At 37.3% G+C, this 16702-nt stretch carries 11 protein-coding genes; 1 reads left to right on the plus strand and 10 read right to left on the minus strand.

All coding sequences use genetic code 11. The features are described 5' to 3' along the window. Positions 1–65 precede the first annotated feature (65 nt). From GNY06_RS03170 to GNY06_RS03210, 9 genes are read right to left on the minus strand one after another with little or no spacing between them, the layout of a single operon-like run. Positions 66–1235 carry a PepSY-associated TM helix domain-containing protein gene (locus tag GNY06_RS03170; RefSeq protein WP_166518773.1) on the minus strand — a complete coding sequence of 390 codons (1170 nt, stop codon included), beginning with the start codon at positions 1233–1235 and terminating at the stop codon, positions 66–68. A 2-nt stretch (positions 1236–1237) separates the two neighbouring features. After that, positions 1238–3658 (minus strand): TonB-dependent receptor, encoded by a 2421-nt coding sequence (locus GNY06_RS03175; RefSeq protein ID WP_166518774.1) that lies wholly within the window; start codon positions 3656–3658, stop codon positions 1238–1240. Positions 3659–3679: 21 nt separating this feature from the next. Next, positions 3680–5068 carry an AMP-binding protein gene (locus tag GNY06_RS03180; protein ID WP_166518775.1) on the minus strand — a complete coding sequence of 463 codons (1389 nt, stop codon included), beginning with the start codon at positions 5066–5068 and terminating at the stop codon, positions 3680–3682. A 4-nt stretch (positions 5069–5072) separates the two neighbouring features. Continuing rightward, on the minus strand, positions 5073–5318 hold the full coding sequence (locus GNY06_RS03185; RefSeq protein WP_166518776.1) for an acyl carrier protein: 246 nt from the start codon (positions 5316–5318) through the stop codon (positions 5073–5075). Position 5319: 1 nt separating this feature from the next. After that, positions 5320–6723 (minus strand): MATE family efflux transporter, encoded by a 1404-nt coding sequence (locus tag GNY06_RS03190; protein WP_166518777.1) that lies wholly within the window; start codon positions 6721–6723, stop codon positions 5320–5322. Further along, on the minus strand, positions 6720–8531 hold the full coding sequence (locus GNY06_RS03195; RefSeq protein WP_166518778.1) for an IucA/IucC family protein: 1812 nt from the start codon (positions 8529–8531) through the stop codon (positions 6720–6722). The genes GNY06_RS03190 and GNY06_RS03195 overlap by 4 nt, the downstream gene beginning before the upstream one ends. 8 nt (positions 8532–8539) lie before the next feature. After that, positions 8540–9856: a lysine N(6)-hydroxylase/L-ornithine N(5)-oxygenase family protein gene (locus GNY06_RS03200; protein WP_166518779.1), complete on the minus strand. Its 1317-nt coding sequence runs from the start codon at positions 9854–9856 to the stop codon at positions 8540–8542. Then, a complete protein-coding gene (locus GNY06_RS03205; RefSeq protein ID WP_166518780.1) occupies positions 9849–12254 on the minus strand; it encodes a GNAT family N-acetyltransferase in 2406 nt (801 codons plus the stop codon). The genes GNY06_RS03200 and GNY06_RS03205 overlap by 8 nt, the downstream gene beginning before the upstream one ends. Next, positions 12226–13752 carry a pyridoxal phosphate-dependent decarboxylase family protein gene (locus tag GNY06_RS03210; protein ID WP_166518781.1) on the minus strand — a complete coding sequence of 509 codons (1527 nt, stop codon included), beginning with the start codon at positions 13750–13752 and terminating at the stop codon, positions 12226–12228. The genes GNY06_RS03205 and GNY06_RS03210 overlap by 29 nt, the downstream gene beginning before the upstream one ends. A gap of 222 nt (positions 13753–13974) precedes the next feature. Between GNY06_RS03210 and GNY06_RS03215 the strand changes: the two genes are divergently transcribed. Next, the gene (locus GNY06_RS03215; RefSeq protein ID WP_166518782.1) at positions 13975–15072 is read left to right on the plus strand and encodes a TauD/TfdA family dioxygenase; all 1098 of its coding nucleotides are present in this window, start codon (positions 13975–13977) and stop codon (positions 15070–15072) included. A 283-nt stretch (positions 15073–15355) separates the two neighbouring features. On the opposite strand, the gene GNY06_RS03220 is transcribed toward GNY06_RS03215, so the two are convergent. Then, complete coding sequence (locus GNY06_RS03220) at positions 15356–16084, minus strand: alpha/beta hydrolase (RefSeq protein WP_244614350.1); 729 nt, start codon at positions 16082–16084, stop codon at positions 15356–15358. Positions 16085–16702: the final 618 nt, after the last annotated feature.

The following is a 16702-nucleotide window of genomic DNA, read 5'->3' on the forward strand; positions in this document are numbered from 1 at the left end:
GTGATATATATCGTTACAGTATAATAAAAGCCTTTGAAAATATAGAGTTTTTTTAAAATATCATACTAGTTTTTTTTCTTCTTCGGTTTCGGCTTCTTTTTCTTTCTGTTCAGATAGATAATGAAACCCGTGACAGGAAGTGATGCAGCAATAATAGTGGCAAAAAAATAAATAATCCTTCCTGTAATTCCAAAGATACTCCCGGTATGCAGATCATAATTTCTTTTTCTTAATGCCGTTCCGGATTTTATTTTTTTGTCTTTATAAGTTTGATATTTTAAAATCTCTCCTGAATACTGGTCAAAATTATATTGTATATTCTGATAATGCTTATCGGCAAAAGTTACCTGAGCATAATATGTTCCTTCCTCGGTTTTAGGAAAATTGATAAGAGCAGATTCTTTACCAGAGAGATTTTTCTCTACTATTTTAAATATCCGGTCCGATATATTGTGAGGAAGTGGCGATCCTTTAGAAGGAACTTTGCTTTTTGCCCTTTGTTCAGTTTGTCCATTTCCGTTTAATGTTTTTATGATCCATTTATCCAACCCTTTAAAATTCCATATCAAAGCAGCGTACGAAATGAGCAATAAAGGAATGATCGCATAAAACCCCAATACATTATGGAGATCATAATTAATTCTTTTCCAGTTCGCTGATATTTTGATAAAAAACATTCCTTTCAACATATTCTTGCTCATCTTTCGAGGATACCAGATCACCAGTCCGGAAAAAAGAATAACTGCAAATATAAGAGTGGCATAGCCTGTTATCGTCTTTCCAATTTTTTCACCTAACAGGAGCCTTCGGTGAAGGTTTAATACGATTTCAAAAAAGTCTTTTTTGGCATCTTCCAGTCCAAGAACCTGTCCATTATAGGGGTCAATATATACTCTGTAGTAATATAGATAAGAACCCCAGAAAGTCATGGCTTCATGATCCATTTTCAGCGACCGGAACGCATAGCTTCGCGAAGGGTTTGAGGAGACCTCTACCCTACTTACTTTCAATCCGTTGGGAAGTGCTTTTTCGGACTGTAGCTTAAGGACTGAAAGAGGTAATTTTTGTTTTTTTATTGTTTTTACATAATATTTCTCAGGATATATCCACTGTTTTAGTTCTTTTTCAAATGATAATATACAACCGGTTGCCGCCAATATAAAAACTATAAGCCCGGACATAAGTCCGAGCCATAGATGTAACTGATAGGCTATTTTTCTAAATTTAAGTTTCATTATTAAAATTTAAGGCTTACCTCTGCAACAAAATTCCGGGGCATTTGAGCCACTACGACTCCTTGTCCTGCAAAATATTGAGCATTGCCTAAATTGTTCATTTTAAATCCTAGTCTATATCTTTCTTTTTCATAAGACAATGAAGCATTGATTAAAGTGTAAGCAGGAAATGTAAATTGTCCGGTTGTTGCTTTGTCTTCAGAGACTTGTGCACCTACCCGATTCAATCCAAAACCAAATCCGACACCCTGAAAATCACCATACTGAATCACATAACTTATCCATGAATTAAATACATTGGCAGGTCCTGCAGATCCTGGACGACGTCCTTCCACTGTAGCCTCGGATTTTACATACTTGCTGTCATTATGGGCATATCCTGCCATAATATTTAAACCATGAACAGGATTAGCAACAGCTTCAATATCAATCCCTTTACTCCTTTGTTCTCCATCTTGGATAATAATATTATAGCTTTTTCCATTTTGAACTACTTCAATTCCTCTCTGTATATTGTCTACTAGGATATCATAATACCCGACGGTGAAATTGAAACGGTTTTTCCAAAGATTTGCTTTTATTCCCACTTCCCACTGATTGGCCATTTGTGGTTTCATATCTCCACTGTAATCAGGAAGTTGCTGAGAAACAGGAGCCGTATATCTAAAGCCATTCATATAATTTGCGTAAGCCGACAAACGGTCTTTAAAAATCTGATACACTAAACCTACTTTTGGAGACCAGGCCGTTTGTTTGAATTCTCCAGAACGTTTGTTGTCATTTAGATTAAGCTGTCCTTTACTTTCATAATGGTCCATACGTAAACTTAATAACGTAATCAAACGATCAGTAATGTACATTACATCAGAAATATAAGCTCCATAAAGATTGGATGAAGTGGTGTTTCTTGTCAGGGCTCCTTTAGTGGTTTGTATTTTCTGAAGCGCCAGATCTCTTGAGATGGAGCCGTATTTGGAAGTCAGATTCTGTGCGTTGATGGTATCATACTTAACAATTGGTGAATGATTGTTATTTAATGACTGATTTAAATAATCTAAGCCAATCAGTACTTTATTTTTAATTTTTCCAATATTAAACTCTCCATTAAAATTCTGTTGGATACTTGTAGAGGCTCCTTCTGAATTTTGCCATTGTACATTTCTTTCTAAGAGCGCATCACTCTGATTTCCTCTGATGAACTGATATTGGTATAATCCTTCTGATTTTCTGAAGTTTCTTGAAACCAAAGTCTGTGACGTCCAATGATCTGATATTTTATAATTAATCTCAGACTTCACATTTGTAGAAGGAGCCCTCAGGGTCATATCGTTATTGGAGTATGATCTTTTCCAGTCAAATCCGAGTTCTTGAGGTTTATGTGCAAAAAACGGTCTTGTTCTGGAAAGGAAAATAATCGGTGTATTGGTTCCTTCATAGTTGTAAATCTGGGCTCCTAAACTGAATTTAAGCCTGTCATTCACCTGATAACTTAATGTAGGTGAAATGAAAAACGATTTTCTGAATTCAGAATCCCTGAATCCGTTTTGATATTGATATGCAGCATTAACCCGGAACAATGTTTTTCTGGAATCAGTTAGCGGACCATAGACATCTACTGTTGCGCGGTTCAGATTATAGCTTCCCAAAAGATAAGAAACTTCTCCTCCGAAATAATCCTTAGGCTTTTTGGTTACTACATTGATCAGACCTCCGAAAGAAGTTACCGCTCCTCCATACAGCGTGCCAGAAGGCCCTTTTATGGCTTCTATCCGTTCAATATCGGCAGGATCAATTTCACCGTTGGTATTAGCGGGAACGCCATCTACCATGGATACTTTTGTAGGAAATCCTCTTAAATTGTAATAAAAGCTTCCGTCTCCGGAACCTCTTCCCGGACTTCCCTGCATTTTGACCATACCCGGAACGTTTTTCAATACCTCTGAAATATCATAGGTAATCTGTTCTTTGATGATTTGTTGATTAATACTGGTATAAGCCTGAGGATTTTCCAGATTTTTCAATGGCATTTTGGATATAGACGTACTGTCTTTATCCAGGAATTTGTTTCTGCTGAAGGCATATACTGTGATCCCTTCAATAACATTATTGTGTGTCGTTGCATAGATGGTAGGAATCTCATATACATCCTTCTCAATAAGAATCGGTTCCCGCATGAGTTCAATATCATTTAAAACCACCTGGAGCGTGTACGCTCCAGGTGTTACATTATCAAAGTAAAACTCTCCTAAACTATTGGTTTTAGCCTGATAGGAAGTATTGACGAGTCTTAGAAGAGCATTTTTTACAGGGGTCTTTTCAGACAGCATGATCTTGCCATGAATACGCTCACTCTGCTGTGCAGAAAGAAAGTTTGAAAACAGGACAAGAGTAAAAAGTAATATAAGGGTTTTAGGTGTTTTCATGTTAAAAGTAATTAAAGGTTTTTAAGTTTTTTCATGTTGTAAGTTTTGTAACAGGGTATAGTTTATTTTACCGTTTGGGGATAGTGGAAATGATTCTATATATTCAGTGCGTACATACCGGGGATTGATTCTCAGTTTACCTTTAATAATCTCGGTAATAGCCTGAGGGTCGTTTTCCTGATTATCATACAATACAATAATCTTTTTATCATTGGAATTCAGACAGACAAAAGTATTTCCCTCCAGTTCATTTTTAAGTATAAATTCCACCTCATCCAGATTCAGCCGTATTCCGAAAAGCTTCATAATACGTTTTATTCTCCCTGTGATATAATAGATTCCGTTCTGGCCCCTTCTGGCTGTATCTCCGGTACGTAATACCCGTGGTTGCTCAAAAGAAGTCAGGTCTTCAAGTTGGTGTGCATAACCTCCGAAAATACTGGAATGTGAAAATAATAATTCATCGGTTTCAGGATCTATTCTGAAATCTCCTCCATAAACAGGTATACCAATGGAAGTTTCCTCTTCTAAGAGGCCTTCCGTGGTAAGATATGCCATTCTTCCTCCGGCTTCTGTTTGCCCGTATTGAGCGAAGAACTGCTTTTCAAACTCATGGCAATAAGAAAAGATGGTTTTTCTGAGTTCAGCATTGATTATTCCTCCAGTGTGGGTAAAGTACCTCAGACTGGGACTATCTTTTCTGAAGAAACCTATTCTGTTTAGATTTTCATAAAGATAAGGCACTCCCCCCAGCGTACTATAACCATATTCCTCCATTTCTTCCCAGAATGCTTTCTGCATGATATCTTTATCTGAGCATACAATTCTTCCGGCACGCATACAATTGGTGGTAAAAATGGAAAATCCGTACACAAAATTGATAGGCACATTTAAAGGAACGACATCCGATTCCAGAATAGGCATATACTGAAGGATACTGATGGCATTCTGATATAAGTTTTCATCTGATAATTTAACCAATTTTGGAACCCCTGTAGTTCCGGAAGTACTCAGAAGTATTTTTATTTCAGGATGGATTTTTATTTCACTTTTATAATTGTCCTTTACAAATAGGGAAATTGTTTCTGAGAATTCCTTTCTACTATATCCGAGAACTTCCTCTCTTGAAGGATCAAAGATATATTTCGGACGGTATTCTGATTCCAGACGCTCTTTGAATTCCGAATTCAGCTTTTGTCCCAATAAAGCTACGGTGTGTGCCGTTCCATAAAAATTGAGAAGCACTTCAATTCCGGGTAGCTGATTATCATTGTATAAAAAAAGTAAGCCTTTCTCTACAGGATTTAAACCTAACGACCTGTACAGTGTTCCAACCGGTATGCTTGTACCGCTTGAAGCATCTGTAAAGAACAGGTTTTTGTTGGCAATGATATTTTCTAAAATTTTCATATTTCTAATTTTCTACGAATACATCGTATTTTTTCATTTTTTCACGAATCTTTCCGACAGTACCCATCTCTAAAATATCATTAAAATCAAATTTGATATGGTAAAACTGTTCAAGCGCCTCTACTATCAGAAGATGTGACATAGAATCCCATTCGGGGATTTCCTGATAGGTAAGGTTTTCATCTACCAATTCCTTTTTTACTGAAATTGCAGATGCAATGATCTCATAAAATTCTTCTGTTTTTTTCATTTTAAATTTTTATAGTTTTCCATTTACCATTTTTAAAAATCAATAAAAATAATACAGCCAGCACAATTTCTGAGGAAACAATAGCTGTAAATATTCCGCTCAGTTCCCAGTGGAGCCTTACTCCTAAGAGATAAGCCAGGGGAAGCTGAATAATATAAAACATGATGATGTACAGGAGGGTTACCTGCATAATGTTACCTGCTGCATTAAGAGCACGGCTGATGACCATGGTAAATCCTAATAACAGGTAGGCTATTGATACCATGTGGATATATTGAGCCGCATAATGTGCAACCTCAGGCTCTGGAGTGAAGAACCTCACGACATATTCCGCAGCAAGTTGCCAAAACAAAGCTACAGCAACAAGGTACGTCATATTGATGATTCCGGCTCTCCAAACTGTCTTCTCTGCGCGGTCAGGATCTCCGGCTCCTAAATTCTGGCCGGTAAGAACTCCGGCTGCATTTCCTATTCCCCATGCAGGCATAGTCGCAACGGATGCGATACGCTGTGCGATAATATATCCGGCAAGCGCTGTTGTTCCAAAAGTAGATATGATTTTTACCATAATCAGCCAGCTGGAGGTTGGTATAATATATTGTACCAGTCCACCGAAAGCTATTTTCAGGATCTTTTTCAGTAAAGGCAGATCCGCATGGAACGTGGTCAGCATATCAATGCTTGTTTTTCCTGACAGCAGTATAAAAAACTGATATATAACGGCAATCAGTCTCGATAAAACAGCTGCATAAGCCAGTCCCATCAATCCAAAAGCAGGAACGAATCCGGCTCCGAAAACGAGAACTACTGCGAAAATAATATTCGAAATATGGCAGAGCCAAAGAGATTTCATCGCAAGGTCAGCATCTCCGGCTCCCCTGAAAAGTCCATTGACTGAAAGCCGCAGGATCACCAGCCCTATACTTAAAAAAACGAGTCTTGAAAAAGACAATCCCCCACTTACCGTACTGGCATCAATTCCAAGAAAGTTAACGATATCTGCTGCAAAATAACAGGATACACCCCCGATAAACAAAGCAAAAAATAAAGCCAGAAGAATAATATAATGAGCGGTTCTGCTCATTCCTTCCTGATCCTTTTCACCCGCTCTTCTCGCTATAAGCGTTGCCGCCGCTATTCCAAGTCCTACTGCAATAGCATAAGCAAAATTGATATAATTATCCGTAATTCCTACAAGACCCAGAACTTTATCTCCGAGTTTGGCAATAATCAAAAGATTAACACTTACAAATACAGATTCCATTACCAACTCCATCACCATAGGGATTGCTAGGCTAAAGATGGAACGGTTGATACTTCCGGAAGTCAGTTCGGTTTTTTTTCCGGCTAAGGCTCCATAAGTGAAAACCGTTCCTTCTTTTAGTATATGCAGGAATTTCATCATACCGCTGCTACAGAATTTTTATTGGCTATCTGATAAAGAGGATTGGGCAGGGCGCCATCCTTTCTTGGAATCGCAAAGGCTTTATTTTCGCCATAACCATTATTTTTCAGACGCAAACTGTTGATATAAAATCTTTTAAATTCAGGTACATACAGATCATATTTTTCATATCGCTCCTGCAAATGGGTATTGTCTGCTTTATAGCTTTCAATACAGTCATGAACAAGAGTCCAGAATACTTCTTCTTTGAAATTGGAATAAGTATGCAATATATTGGACAGGTACCTGAAGAAAGCATCGAAAACACCAAGCAAGATGAACAATGGAATATTTTCTTTGTTCGAAGACTGGATCAGTCCATCCGCAAGAGGTGCCGGAAGCTTTTCCCGAGCCTCTGTTGTAAGAACAATATCATCTACAAAGTCTTTGATCACAATCCTCTGTGGAACTCCATTTTTCAAAACAACCATAATATTTTCTCCATGTGGGGTTACACATAAAGAATGGGTATAATAAATATGGAGCAATGGGGTAAGATAAGCATCCAGATAAGTGGCTATCCATTCTTTGATGCTCATTCCTGCCTTTTCTGCAAAAGCCTGTACCAAAGGAATTCCATGATCATCTACATATAATAGTGAGGCCATGGTGACCATTTGCTCATCTTCTTTCAGATAGTTTTCTGCACTTTCACGCCACAAAGCTCCCAGGAATTCGTTATATTGATAAGGAACATCGGCTATGGCTCCGTATTGCGGATGCAGATAGCTAATGGAAGCCTCTTCCCCTAAGAAAATGCTACCTTTGTTCTCCAGATAGGTATCGTCTTTTATTAAACTTTTTACCCATTCTGTGATAGAAGGTGCTATTTTCATTTGTTTGGGAGATAATCCTCTGATATTTCCTGTACTTAAAATAGAAACAGCTGTTTTCAGATATCTTTTTTCAGGATGCCCCACATTGAATAAAGTACGAATACTTTGTTGGGGACTGTACACATCTTCTCCTTCTCCCAGCTCGATTAAAAGGCCGGAAGCAATATCACCTGCAAAATGAATTTTCAGTTTGTGTTCCCATTGCCATGGATGCACGGGTATAAAATGATAATCTTCAACAGGTTTTCCATTATCTGCAAGTTTCTGCTGAAAATCTGAATACAACTGATCTCCGATTTCTGAACGGTAAAAATCTTCTCTGCTGATGTGTTCCAAGGATTGAAATGCTGATCTGCTCTTGTGAGCTGCCAGCCAGATCACTTTCAGAATCTCATCCGCTTCTGGAGCAAATGTTTCCAGATCGCGAGGTGAGAAGCCTAACCTGCTTTTGTTTACGATAACCCACGGGTGTCCTGTCATATGATGTTCTACAGTCTGATAGTCAGCTGTAGCAAGGTCTTTTGAGCTCATCACACCGTTGGCTAAAATCATCGAATCACAGTACAGCGTATGCAGTAATTCTTCCGTGTATCTTGCCAGAGTATAAGGATCCAGATCAAACACAGACTGCATTTCAAGGAAAAAAGCAGCAACATCTACAGGAACCTCCTGCCCGTTTTCTTCTTTTCTGATACTGGCTTTATCGATATGCCAATAGTCCATCATTCTTTTCTGTCCGCGGAAGCTGTAAGCGGTATTTTCGAAGCCTGTATCAAGTCTAAAAACCGTATATCCTACTTCGTCTTCAAAAGAGGAAACAGGTTTTAACAGCTCCTCATGCATCAATTCTGCAATGGTTTTGCTCATAAGGTTTCTATTGGCCTGTAACCAGTGTTCCTGTTTTATAATGTTATTTTTCAATGGGGTTTTCATCTTTATTATTAAGTTTTGGCGGTTGGTAAATCAGCATATTTTTCTACGTCAAAATCCTGGAAGGCTATTTTTTTCTCGATGTTATAATATTCGCGGCCCAGAATATCATTAATGATATAAGAATTACGATAGGAGGCCATTCCCAGATCTGTTGAAATATAGCTATGAGTGTGCACTTCTGCATGCAGCACATAGATTTCACCACCGTTGTGATCTATTGAATAATTTCTGTTGACATCAAACAATCCGTTGGGGTCTCTCTTAATTCTGGATTGAATATTTTTTAAGAACTGAGGTTCATGATAACGGTAACCGGTTCCGAGAATCAGATAATCTGCTTCTTGTTCATAAGGAACTTCCTGCTCCACTTGAGTGAATTCAAGATGGATGAAATCCTGACTGCTATTATCTATTCTATCCAGCTGGCTGTTAGGAATGATTTTAAGCAGCGGATCAACGTTGTCAATATTCAGATCGTAAATAAAATCATAAATCTCATTGATCAGATCGTAATTAATCCCTTTAAACTGGCTTTGCTGTTTACTTAAAATCGCTTTTCTTGAAGTCTCGGTCCTGTTATAAAAATATTCTACATAGTCAGGAGAAGTAAGCTCCAAAGTCAGTTTGGAATATTCCATAGGGAAAAACCTGTCCGGACGTGAATACCATCCTAATTCCGTACTTTCATTTCTGTTCTGAAGCAGATCGTAAAAGACTTCAGCAGCACTTTGTCCTGAACCTATAATGGCAATTTTGCGGCCTTTAGACAAAAGTTCTTCCTTTCTGTACAGGTAGGAACTGGTATGGATGATTCGGGCATCATCTTTAGGGATAAAAGACGGAATATGAGGTTGTGTTCCGGTACCCAAAATCAATCTTTCTGTTTTAAAAACCGTGGTTTCTTTTGTTCTGGTGTGAACAGTCGTCACTGAATAAAGACCATCCTGATATTCAATATCAACTACCTGAGTTGAAAAGCGGCATTGTGGAAGCTGCTCAACAACCCACTGGCAATAGCGGTTGTACTCTTTTCTCGGAACAAAGAAGTTCTCTCTGATAAAAAACTTATACAGCCTTCCTGTTTCCTTTAGATAATTGAGAAGGCTTAAAGGATGGGTAGGATCAGCCATGGATACACAGTCACATAAAAATGGCGTTTGCAAGGTTACATGGTCGATCATCAATCCGGGATGCCAGTCAAAGCCGTCTCTCTGGTCGAAGAAAATTGTTTTCAGTTCCGTAATGGGATCGGATAAGGCGGCAAGCCCTAAATTAAAGGGGCCAATACCTATGCCTATCACATTATATATGGTTTCATTATTCATTTTCTGTAATATTTGCAGTAATTTGTATATCTTTATTGTTTGGAAACTTCTCCCAATACCATTCCCGGTAGCAGAAATTAAGGTTGGCTTTTTTATGAGGCATTTCAATGACTTTTTCGACTTTAAACCCAACATGGGCCTTATTCATCATTGAGGCAAGAGAATCTACAGATCCTTCACCTACCATTTTTCCTACCTCAGGCTGGGCAAAAACATAATCTACCATAAACTGTGTGGAAGGTGATACATATTTCTTTTTAGGATCCACAGGAGCAATAAACTGATGGGTTCCATAATCCGTAGGCAATACTTCATAGTAGTCTCCTACCATATCTCTGCATGCCCAGTAAATCTCAATATTACAGGAAGGTTCGCCGTTGCTTGATACAATATAGCTATGTGCTTCGTCACTTGGAAGCATCAACCGGTAATAGGTTTCAAGCTCATCAATGGGCCAGTTCATCTGCCATATTTTTATAGCATGTTCACGATTGAACCATTCGTGGAGCATTTCAAGATCATTTTCAAGATCTATCGGCCGCATACTTATCGTTACGTCTTCTTTTTGAAAATAACGCCTAAAGAAATCCTCCTTTCCCTGTGGATAAATGAGCTGATCTGAAAAGAAATATTTGTGAAGAAGATTTGGAACTTTAGCATAAGAAACGGCCGAAGCATTTACTCCCCCATCTACATCAAAAACCGCAGACTGAAGGTTTGCTTTCACCGCCCAATATCGTTGGTGTAAAGCATAATCTGTAAGATCAGAGGGTTCTGTTTCATGAATACGCTCAAACTCTTTGTATAGAATATTGATCAGTTGCCTTTCTTTTATCCATCTGGTTTTTCCTATGGAAGAAATCAATGCTCCAAGGTTACTTACCAGAAGATGATGAGAGATAATATCTAAAAGACGCTCATCCCTGACAAAAAGATCTTCAATTTCAGGACAGCTTTTTATCAGGTGTTGGTATTTCTCTTTGAAGCTTTCTCTTAACAGATAGCCTTGTCCGTCTCTTACGAATATGGTTGCTGGAAGAAGCTGGTCATCAAGGTGTATCAGCAGATTCTGCTGATGAACTTCGGAAGCCATTCCCAACTGGCCAAATAGCCTATTCAAAGGAGAAAGCAACAAATGAATATATTTTTTAAACCATTTTATCACCGCTTTTTCAGGTGAAGTCCCCAAATGCTGTGCTACCTCTTTGAAGAAGTGAGCCGTAAAACTGAACCCACCTGCAGGTTCATCCTGACATAATCTCGCCAATAAAAGGACTTTATCTTCGGATGAAAAAGGATTCTCTCGGATTAATATATTGAAACTGTCAATATTTTTACCATTATATTCAACACTTAAAGCGGCGGAATCCAATAGTAATTTAAAATGAGGAAAGCTTTTTTCAAAAGAACTCCGTTGATGTTGCCACCATATCGCTGAAGCATACCCTCTTTTCAGGTCCTTCAGACTATTGGTTCTTACTGATCCTGTCATCAGAACATGCAGGGAAAACTTCAGCATCCATTTGAAATCGGGATTATATAAGGTCCTGATCGATGATGTTGCCTGAAAATCTTCGCCTAATGGTCCCAGGTGAATAATTTTTCCGGCTTCCGACATTTGAGCATATTCTTTAGAAGATAAAAAATACTGGGCTTCCCATGGATGGCATGGAACAATAGAATAGTCATTGGTGTTTTTAGAGTCGTAGTCTTCAGGGATTGAAGCCAGTTTTTCAAAGATCTCTTTAGCTGATTTTCCAGATCCTGATTTTTCATGAATACGATCCTGATGAATCAGGAAATAATCGAGCTGAAACCCTTGTCCGAATTCCGGACCATAGAGTTGTTGTTGTTCTTCAGAAAACCCCATTCTTGATTTGGTAAAAGGATGCAGGTTATGTCCTGTAGGGAGTAGCTGTTCCGATTCTATGAATGAATAGGACAAAACATTTTCTTTTTGTGAACAGGCTTCAGTGGTCAATTCCAGGTTTTTAATACTGCTTCGGATTCTGTTAGCAAAGCGCTGGAGCCCTTCTTGATGAAAGGTGTCAGAAAATTCTGTATAGATCAGGTTAATAAGATTTTCTGTATCGACTTCAAAAACCTTTTGATTTTGGTGATCTACTGCCCATATCCTAGGACCGTATTCATGAAAAGCACTTTCGGAGCGGTAGATAACTGGAGCAAATAAAAACAGACCACTTTTCTTAAGCTCGAATCTGATATGTAGAAGATGGTTGCTTTTCTGTAGAGCCTTCGCAGTAAGATGATCATACTTTGGAATTCCTTGGTAAAATTTTCCATTTCCAAGTTCTCTCAGCATTCCGTTGAGAAGAACTCTGAATGTTATTTGTTGGGCTTTCTCTGTTTTACTTTTCTGTATTAAAGTCTTTTCCATGCATCTTAATTTTAGTGAGAATTTGGTGAACATCATCTATGGTCGTTATCGGGTTAAGGAAAGTAAACTTCAGATAAAAATTTCCGTTGACTTTTGTGCTGGCAACCAGAATTTCCCCACTGTAGAATAGTTTCATCTTGATATACTGATTCAAAGCATCCCAATCTTTGATCTCAGGCCTTATATGACGGAACACAAGTACACTGAGGTCAGAGTCGGAAAGGAGCTCGAATTCCTGATCTTCTGTGATTATTGCTGCTGCAGCTTTTGTAAGATCGATAATGGTATCCGTATATTCGGAAAGTTGTTCTTTGCCCATCATTCTCAAGGTAAACCACAATTTTAAGGCATCAAACCTACGGGTGCTCTGGGTAATGGATTTATTGATCTGGGCAGGAATTTCCTCTTCATCCATTTCTTTGGGATTCAGATAATCCGCATGATGTTTAAGGATCAGCAACTCTTTTTTATTTTTAACAATAAAAGCGCTGCTGCTGATAGGCTGAAAGAAAGACTTATGGTAATCTATTGTTACCGAATCTGCTCTTTCTATTCCATTCAGTAGATTTCTGTATTTTTCACTGAGCAGTAGCGCACAGCCATATGCAGCATCTACATGCATCCAGATGTTATAATGTGCTGCAATATTGGCAATATCCTCGAGTGGATCAATATTACCAAAATCGGTAGTCCCTGCGGTTGCCACAATTCCAATCGGAATGTTTCCCAACTGCTCTTCTCTTTTGATATATTTTTTCAACAGAGAGATTTCCATTCGGAATCTTTCATCCGTTGGCACTTTGACAATACATTTCTCACCAAGGCCCATTATGGAAGCATTTTTAAGATTGCTGAAATGAGATTTATCTGAAACAAATATTCTGAACCGACCTGCTTCTCTTGGCAGGCCATCCATTTTAATATTGTGATTGTATCTTTTCTGAGAATAAACGTCACGCATCATGACCAATCCCATAAGGTTACTCTGGGAACCCCCTGCTGTGAAAACACCATCGCTTTCCGCAGTACTAAAGCCAAGCTGTTCAGCAGTCCAGTCGATCAGTTTCCTTTCCATGAAAGTTCCACCGGCACTCTGATCATAAGTATCCTGGGAAGAATTGATAGCACTTACCAGGATTTCTCCTGCCAAAGCCGGAATCACAACAGGGCAATTGAGATGGGCAACATATTGAGGCAGATGAAAAGCCGTAGCATGTTTGACATAGATATCATCGACTTCGCTAAGAAGTTCATTATAATTTGAAAGTTTCTGATTAAGGTCTATCTGTTGTACTTTTTCTTTCATTTCTTTAGCCTCTATTCCGCTGAAAGGTTTATCATTTCTGTAAAGAAATTCCTGTACAAGATCCAAAGTACTGTTGACAGCATTACGATAATGATCATAATTGTCAGGATGAAAAATATTCCCAAAGTCCCCCAAAACGCGAGGTAAAGATGCCGTTGAAAGCTCTCCAAGGGATATTACTTTGTTGTTCATATAAGTATTTATCTAGTGATTTTTTTAATCAATTAAGTTGTGAGCTGTTTTTGAATATATTATATATACATATACCTGTTAGTCAGGTTTTTAATTTTTATTTTTTTTTAAGATTTTTATTTGGTGATTAATTAATAATTCATAAATTTGAATTGTTATTTTTATTTAGAATAATTAAAAAACAAAGATAAAAATTATTACTTAACTCCAAAATCTTTTTTAATGAATTCTATAGAAATTTTAGATGACATCAGCATTACAAAGACAAAATTGCTTCCTATAGTTTTGGAAATCACATCTCAGGAAAGAAAAATGATACAAGATGCTATAGAGCATCTTCAGAGAAAATATGGAAGCTATGAAAATCGTGACTTTATAACACATGTGCATCAGCTTGCTTCTTATTTTCTACCTGATAGAATTTTACATATAACAGCAGATTTCGCAAGTGATTTTTCAAAAAATCAATATGGGGCTTTGATCTTTAAAGGATTAATAGACATTGATCAGGAGAGTATAGGCAGTACTCCACCGAACTGGCAGTCGGCAGACTATTCAAAGTTTAATCTGTATGGTTTTGCCTGTGCCTTGATCCACGGCGCACTTCCTTCCAAACCGGTACAATATTATTCCCAACGAAAAGGTGGCGGGCTGATACATGCCATCATACCAGATGAGAAAATGTGTGAAACCCAGACCGGTTCAGGATCCTCTACTGATCTTTATGTCCATACAGAAGATGCCTTCCTGAAACATCAGGCAGACTTTTTAAGTTTTATGTATGTTCGTAATGAAGAACAGGTACCTTCGACCCTGTACTCCATCCGTTCTCATGAGTCTATCGGAGAGCGTTACAGACCTCTTTTTGAAAGAATCTATAAAATTCCTAAAGATGCGAATCTGGAGACAGGTACAAGTGAAGAAGATACCTTGGATTCTATTTTGTATGGTAACTATGAGCTGCCTTTTATGAGGTTTGATGCTGCTGAGCAGCTTTTTAACCCAAGTATCAAACAATCGGATGAAGCACAGCATCATCTAAGTGAGTTTTGGGAAGAGGCCAGAAATTTAATTTATTCAGATTTCACGCCTCAGGCGGGTGATGTTATTGTGGTTAATAATCATTTATGTGCTCATGGACGCTCTGCCTTCCGTGCCGGTATCAAAAATATTGATGGGATGGAATATCCCTGCGAAAGAAGAATTATGCTCCGTATGATGAGTAAAGTTAGCCTTATTGACATGAGAGCTCATACACTTACAGACGATCCTTTCTTTATAATTGAAGAACATTTGGGTAAAAACTTTAAACATTTTTAGAACATATCCATAATATTTAAACATCAAATCAATGATAAATCCTTTTTAAACATGAAGTTTAAAAAGGATTTTTAATATGTGATGATGATTATTTTTTCAGATCATTGGTTTCTTCAATCCTTACGATGAGGATAAAATGAAAAGCTCCGTATCGGTTTTATAAATCTTATATTTCCAGATAATTCAACAATTGATTGGTTTATTCTCTAAAGAATTTGTCAAATAAAGTAAGCTGTTCGGATAATGATCTTCTCCAGTATTCAGGAACATGTTCTCCGAGAGATTATATATACAGGTGTTGGATTTTAGACTCTATAAGTTTTTTATGAAAATTTCTGTTCATATTCACCTTCTCAGTATCTTCTGTTCCGCAGTCAAAAATATACCGTTGTCCTGCTTCAGACATTAATTTAATTTTATTATCGGTCAGAAAATTGGGATCTATTGATTCCACCGGACCCAATACTTTGTCGACCATGCGTTTCTGATATCCTTCTCCAAATAAACGAAGGTCTAATGATCCGCATGAGCTTCCAACAATACTAAATGTCTTATTATAGGTAACTCCAATATTGGTAGCACCATAGCCTCCCATACTCCATCCTAAAATTCCGCGAAAATTTTTCTCTGCTTTTACAGGATAGTTTTTATCCATAAACTCTACCAGTTCTTTTCCGATAAAAGTTTGATATTGTGAATCTTTTACGATTGGGCTATCTACATACCATGAACTGTAATTGCCATCAGGCAATATATAAATGGTTTTATATTCCTGGGCTTTCTGAAGCAGGTCTGGAATGTCCTGTTTGATAATTCTATCCGGAGTTGCACTAAAGCCATGAAGAATATATACTGATGGATATGTGGCATTAGGCTGAAGATTAGGGGTAATAATAATAGTTTTGATCTTTTTATTCATTTTAGGGCTAAAAACTTCCTGATGAATAATTTTTTGTGCTGAAACGTGGGCGAAAGCTGCCAGAATAAAGACAATGTCGATTAACTTTTTCATATTGTAAAGATGTTTAATGAATGATAAGTATAACACAAAAGTACCTCTCGTATAAATTTAAGATGTTTTGATTTTAAATTAAAGCATGTCAAAGATTTTTAATAAAACCTTGTTTTGCATTTAGAATACATGAACTTTTAACCTGTTTAAACTTCTATATAAAAAACAAAAAAATTGAGTTACTGCATCATCCTAAAAGAAGGTAGTTTTAATGTTATTATGGAAGCTAAACACGAAGATATGCCTTAAAAACTGCCCGCACAGTTGTAAGGTATTGTTTTGAATTCGCTTTCATACCTTTGTTTTTGTAGTAGAAAATTCGACAAAATGATGTAGGTTTTACGTATGGGAACTGAAAGAGTGATATTTAAATGATATAATAAATCAGGCTGAGGATATTTGATTATATATCCTCTACCTACTATTAACATAGCATTTTGAAAGGTTTTTATTTAAAATAATTTTATAGATTTGAATGAAATGATTCATGTATTTGTAGGCTTCCCTTTTTTAGTACGATTTAAAATTAGACAATTTTTCATATTGTACCCAATTTATTTTCTGTTAATTTATAACAGCAAGTTTCTGTTTTTCCTTTTCTCTGTATTTCACAGGAGA

The organism is Elizabethkingia argenteiflava, assembly GCF_009904105.1.
Taxonomy (GTDB): domain Bacteria; phylum Bacteroidota; class Bacteroidia; order Flavobacteriales; family Weeksellaceae; genus Elizabethkingia; species Elizabethkingia argenteiflava.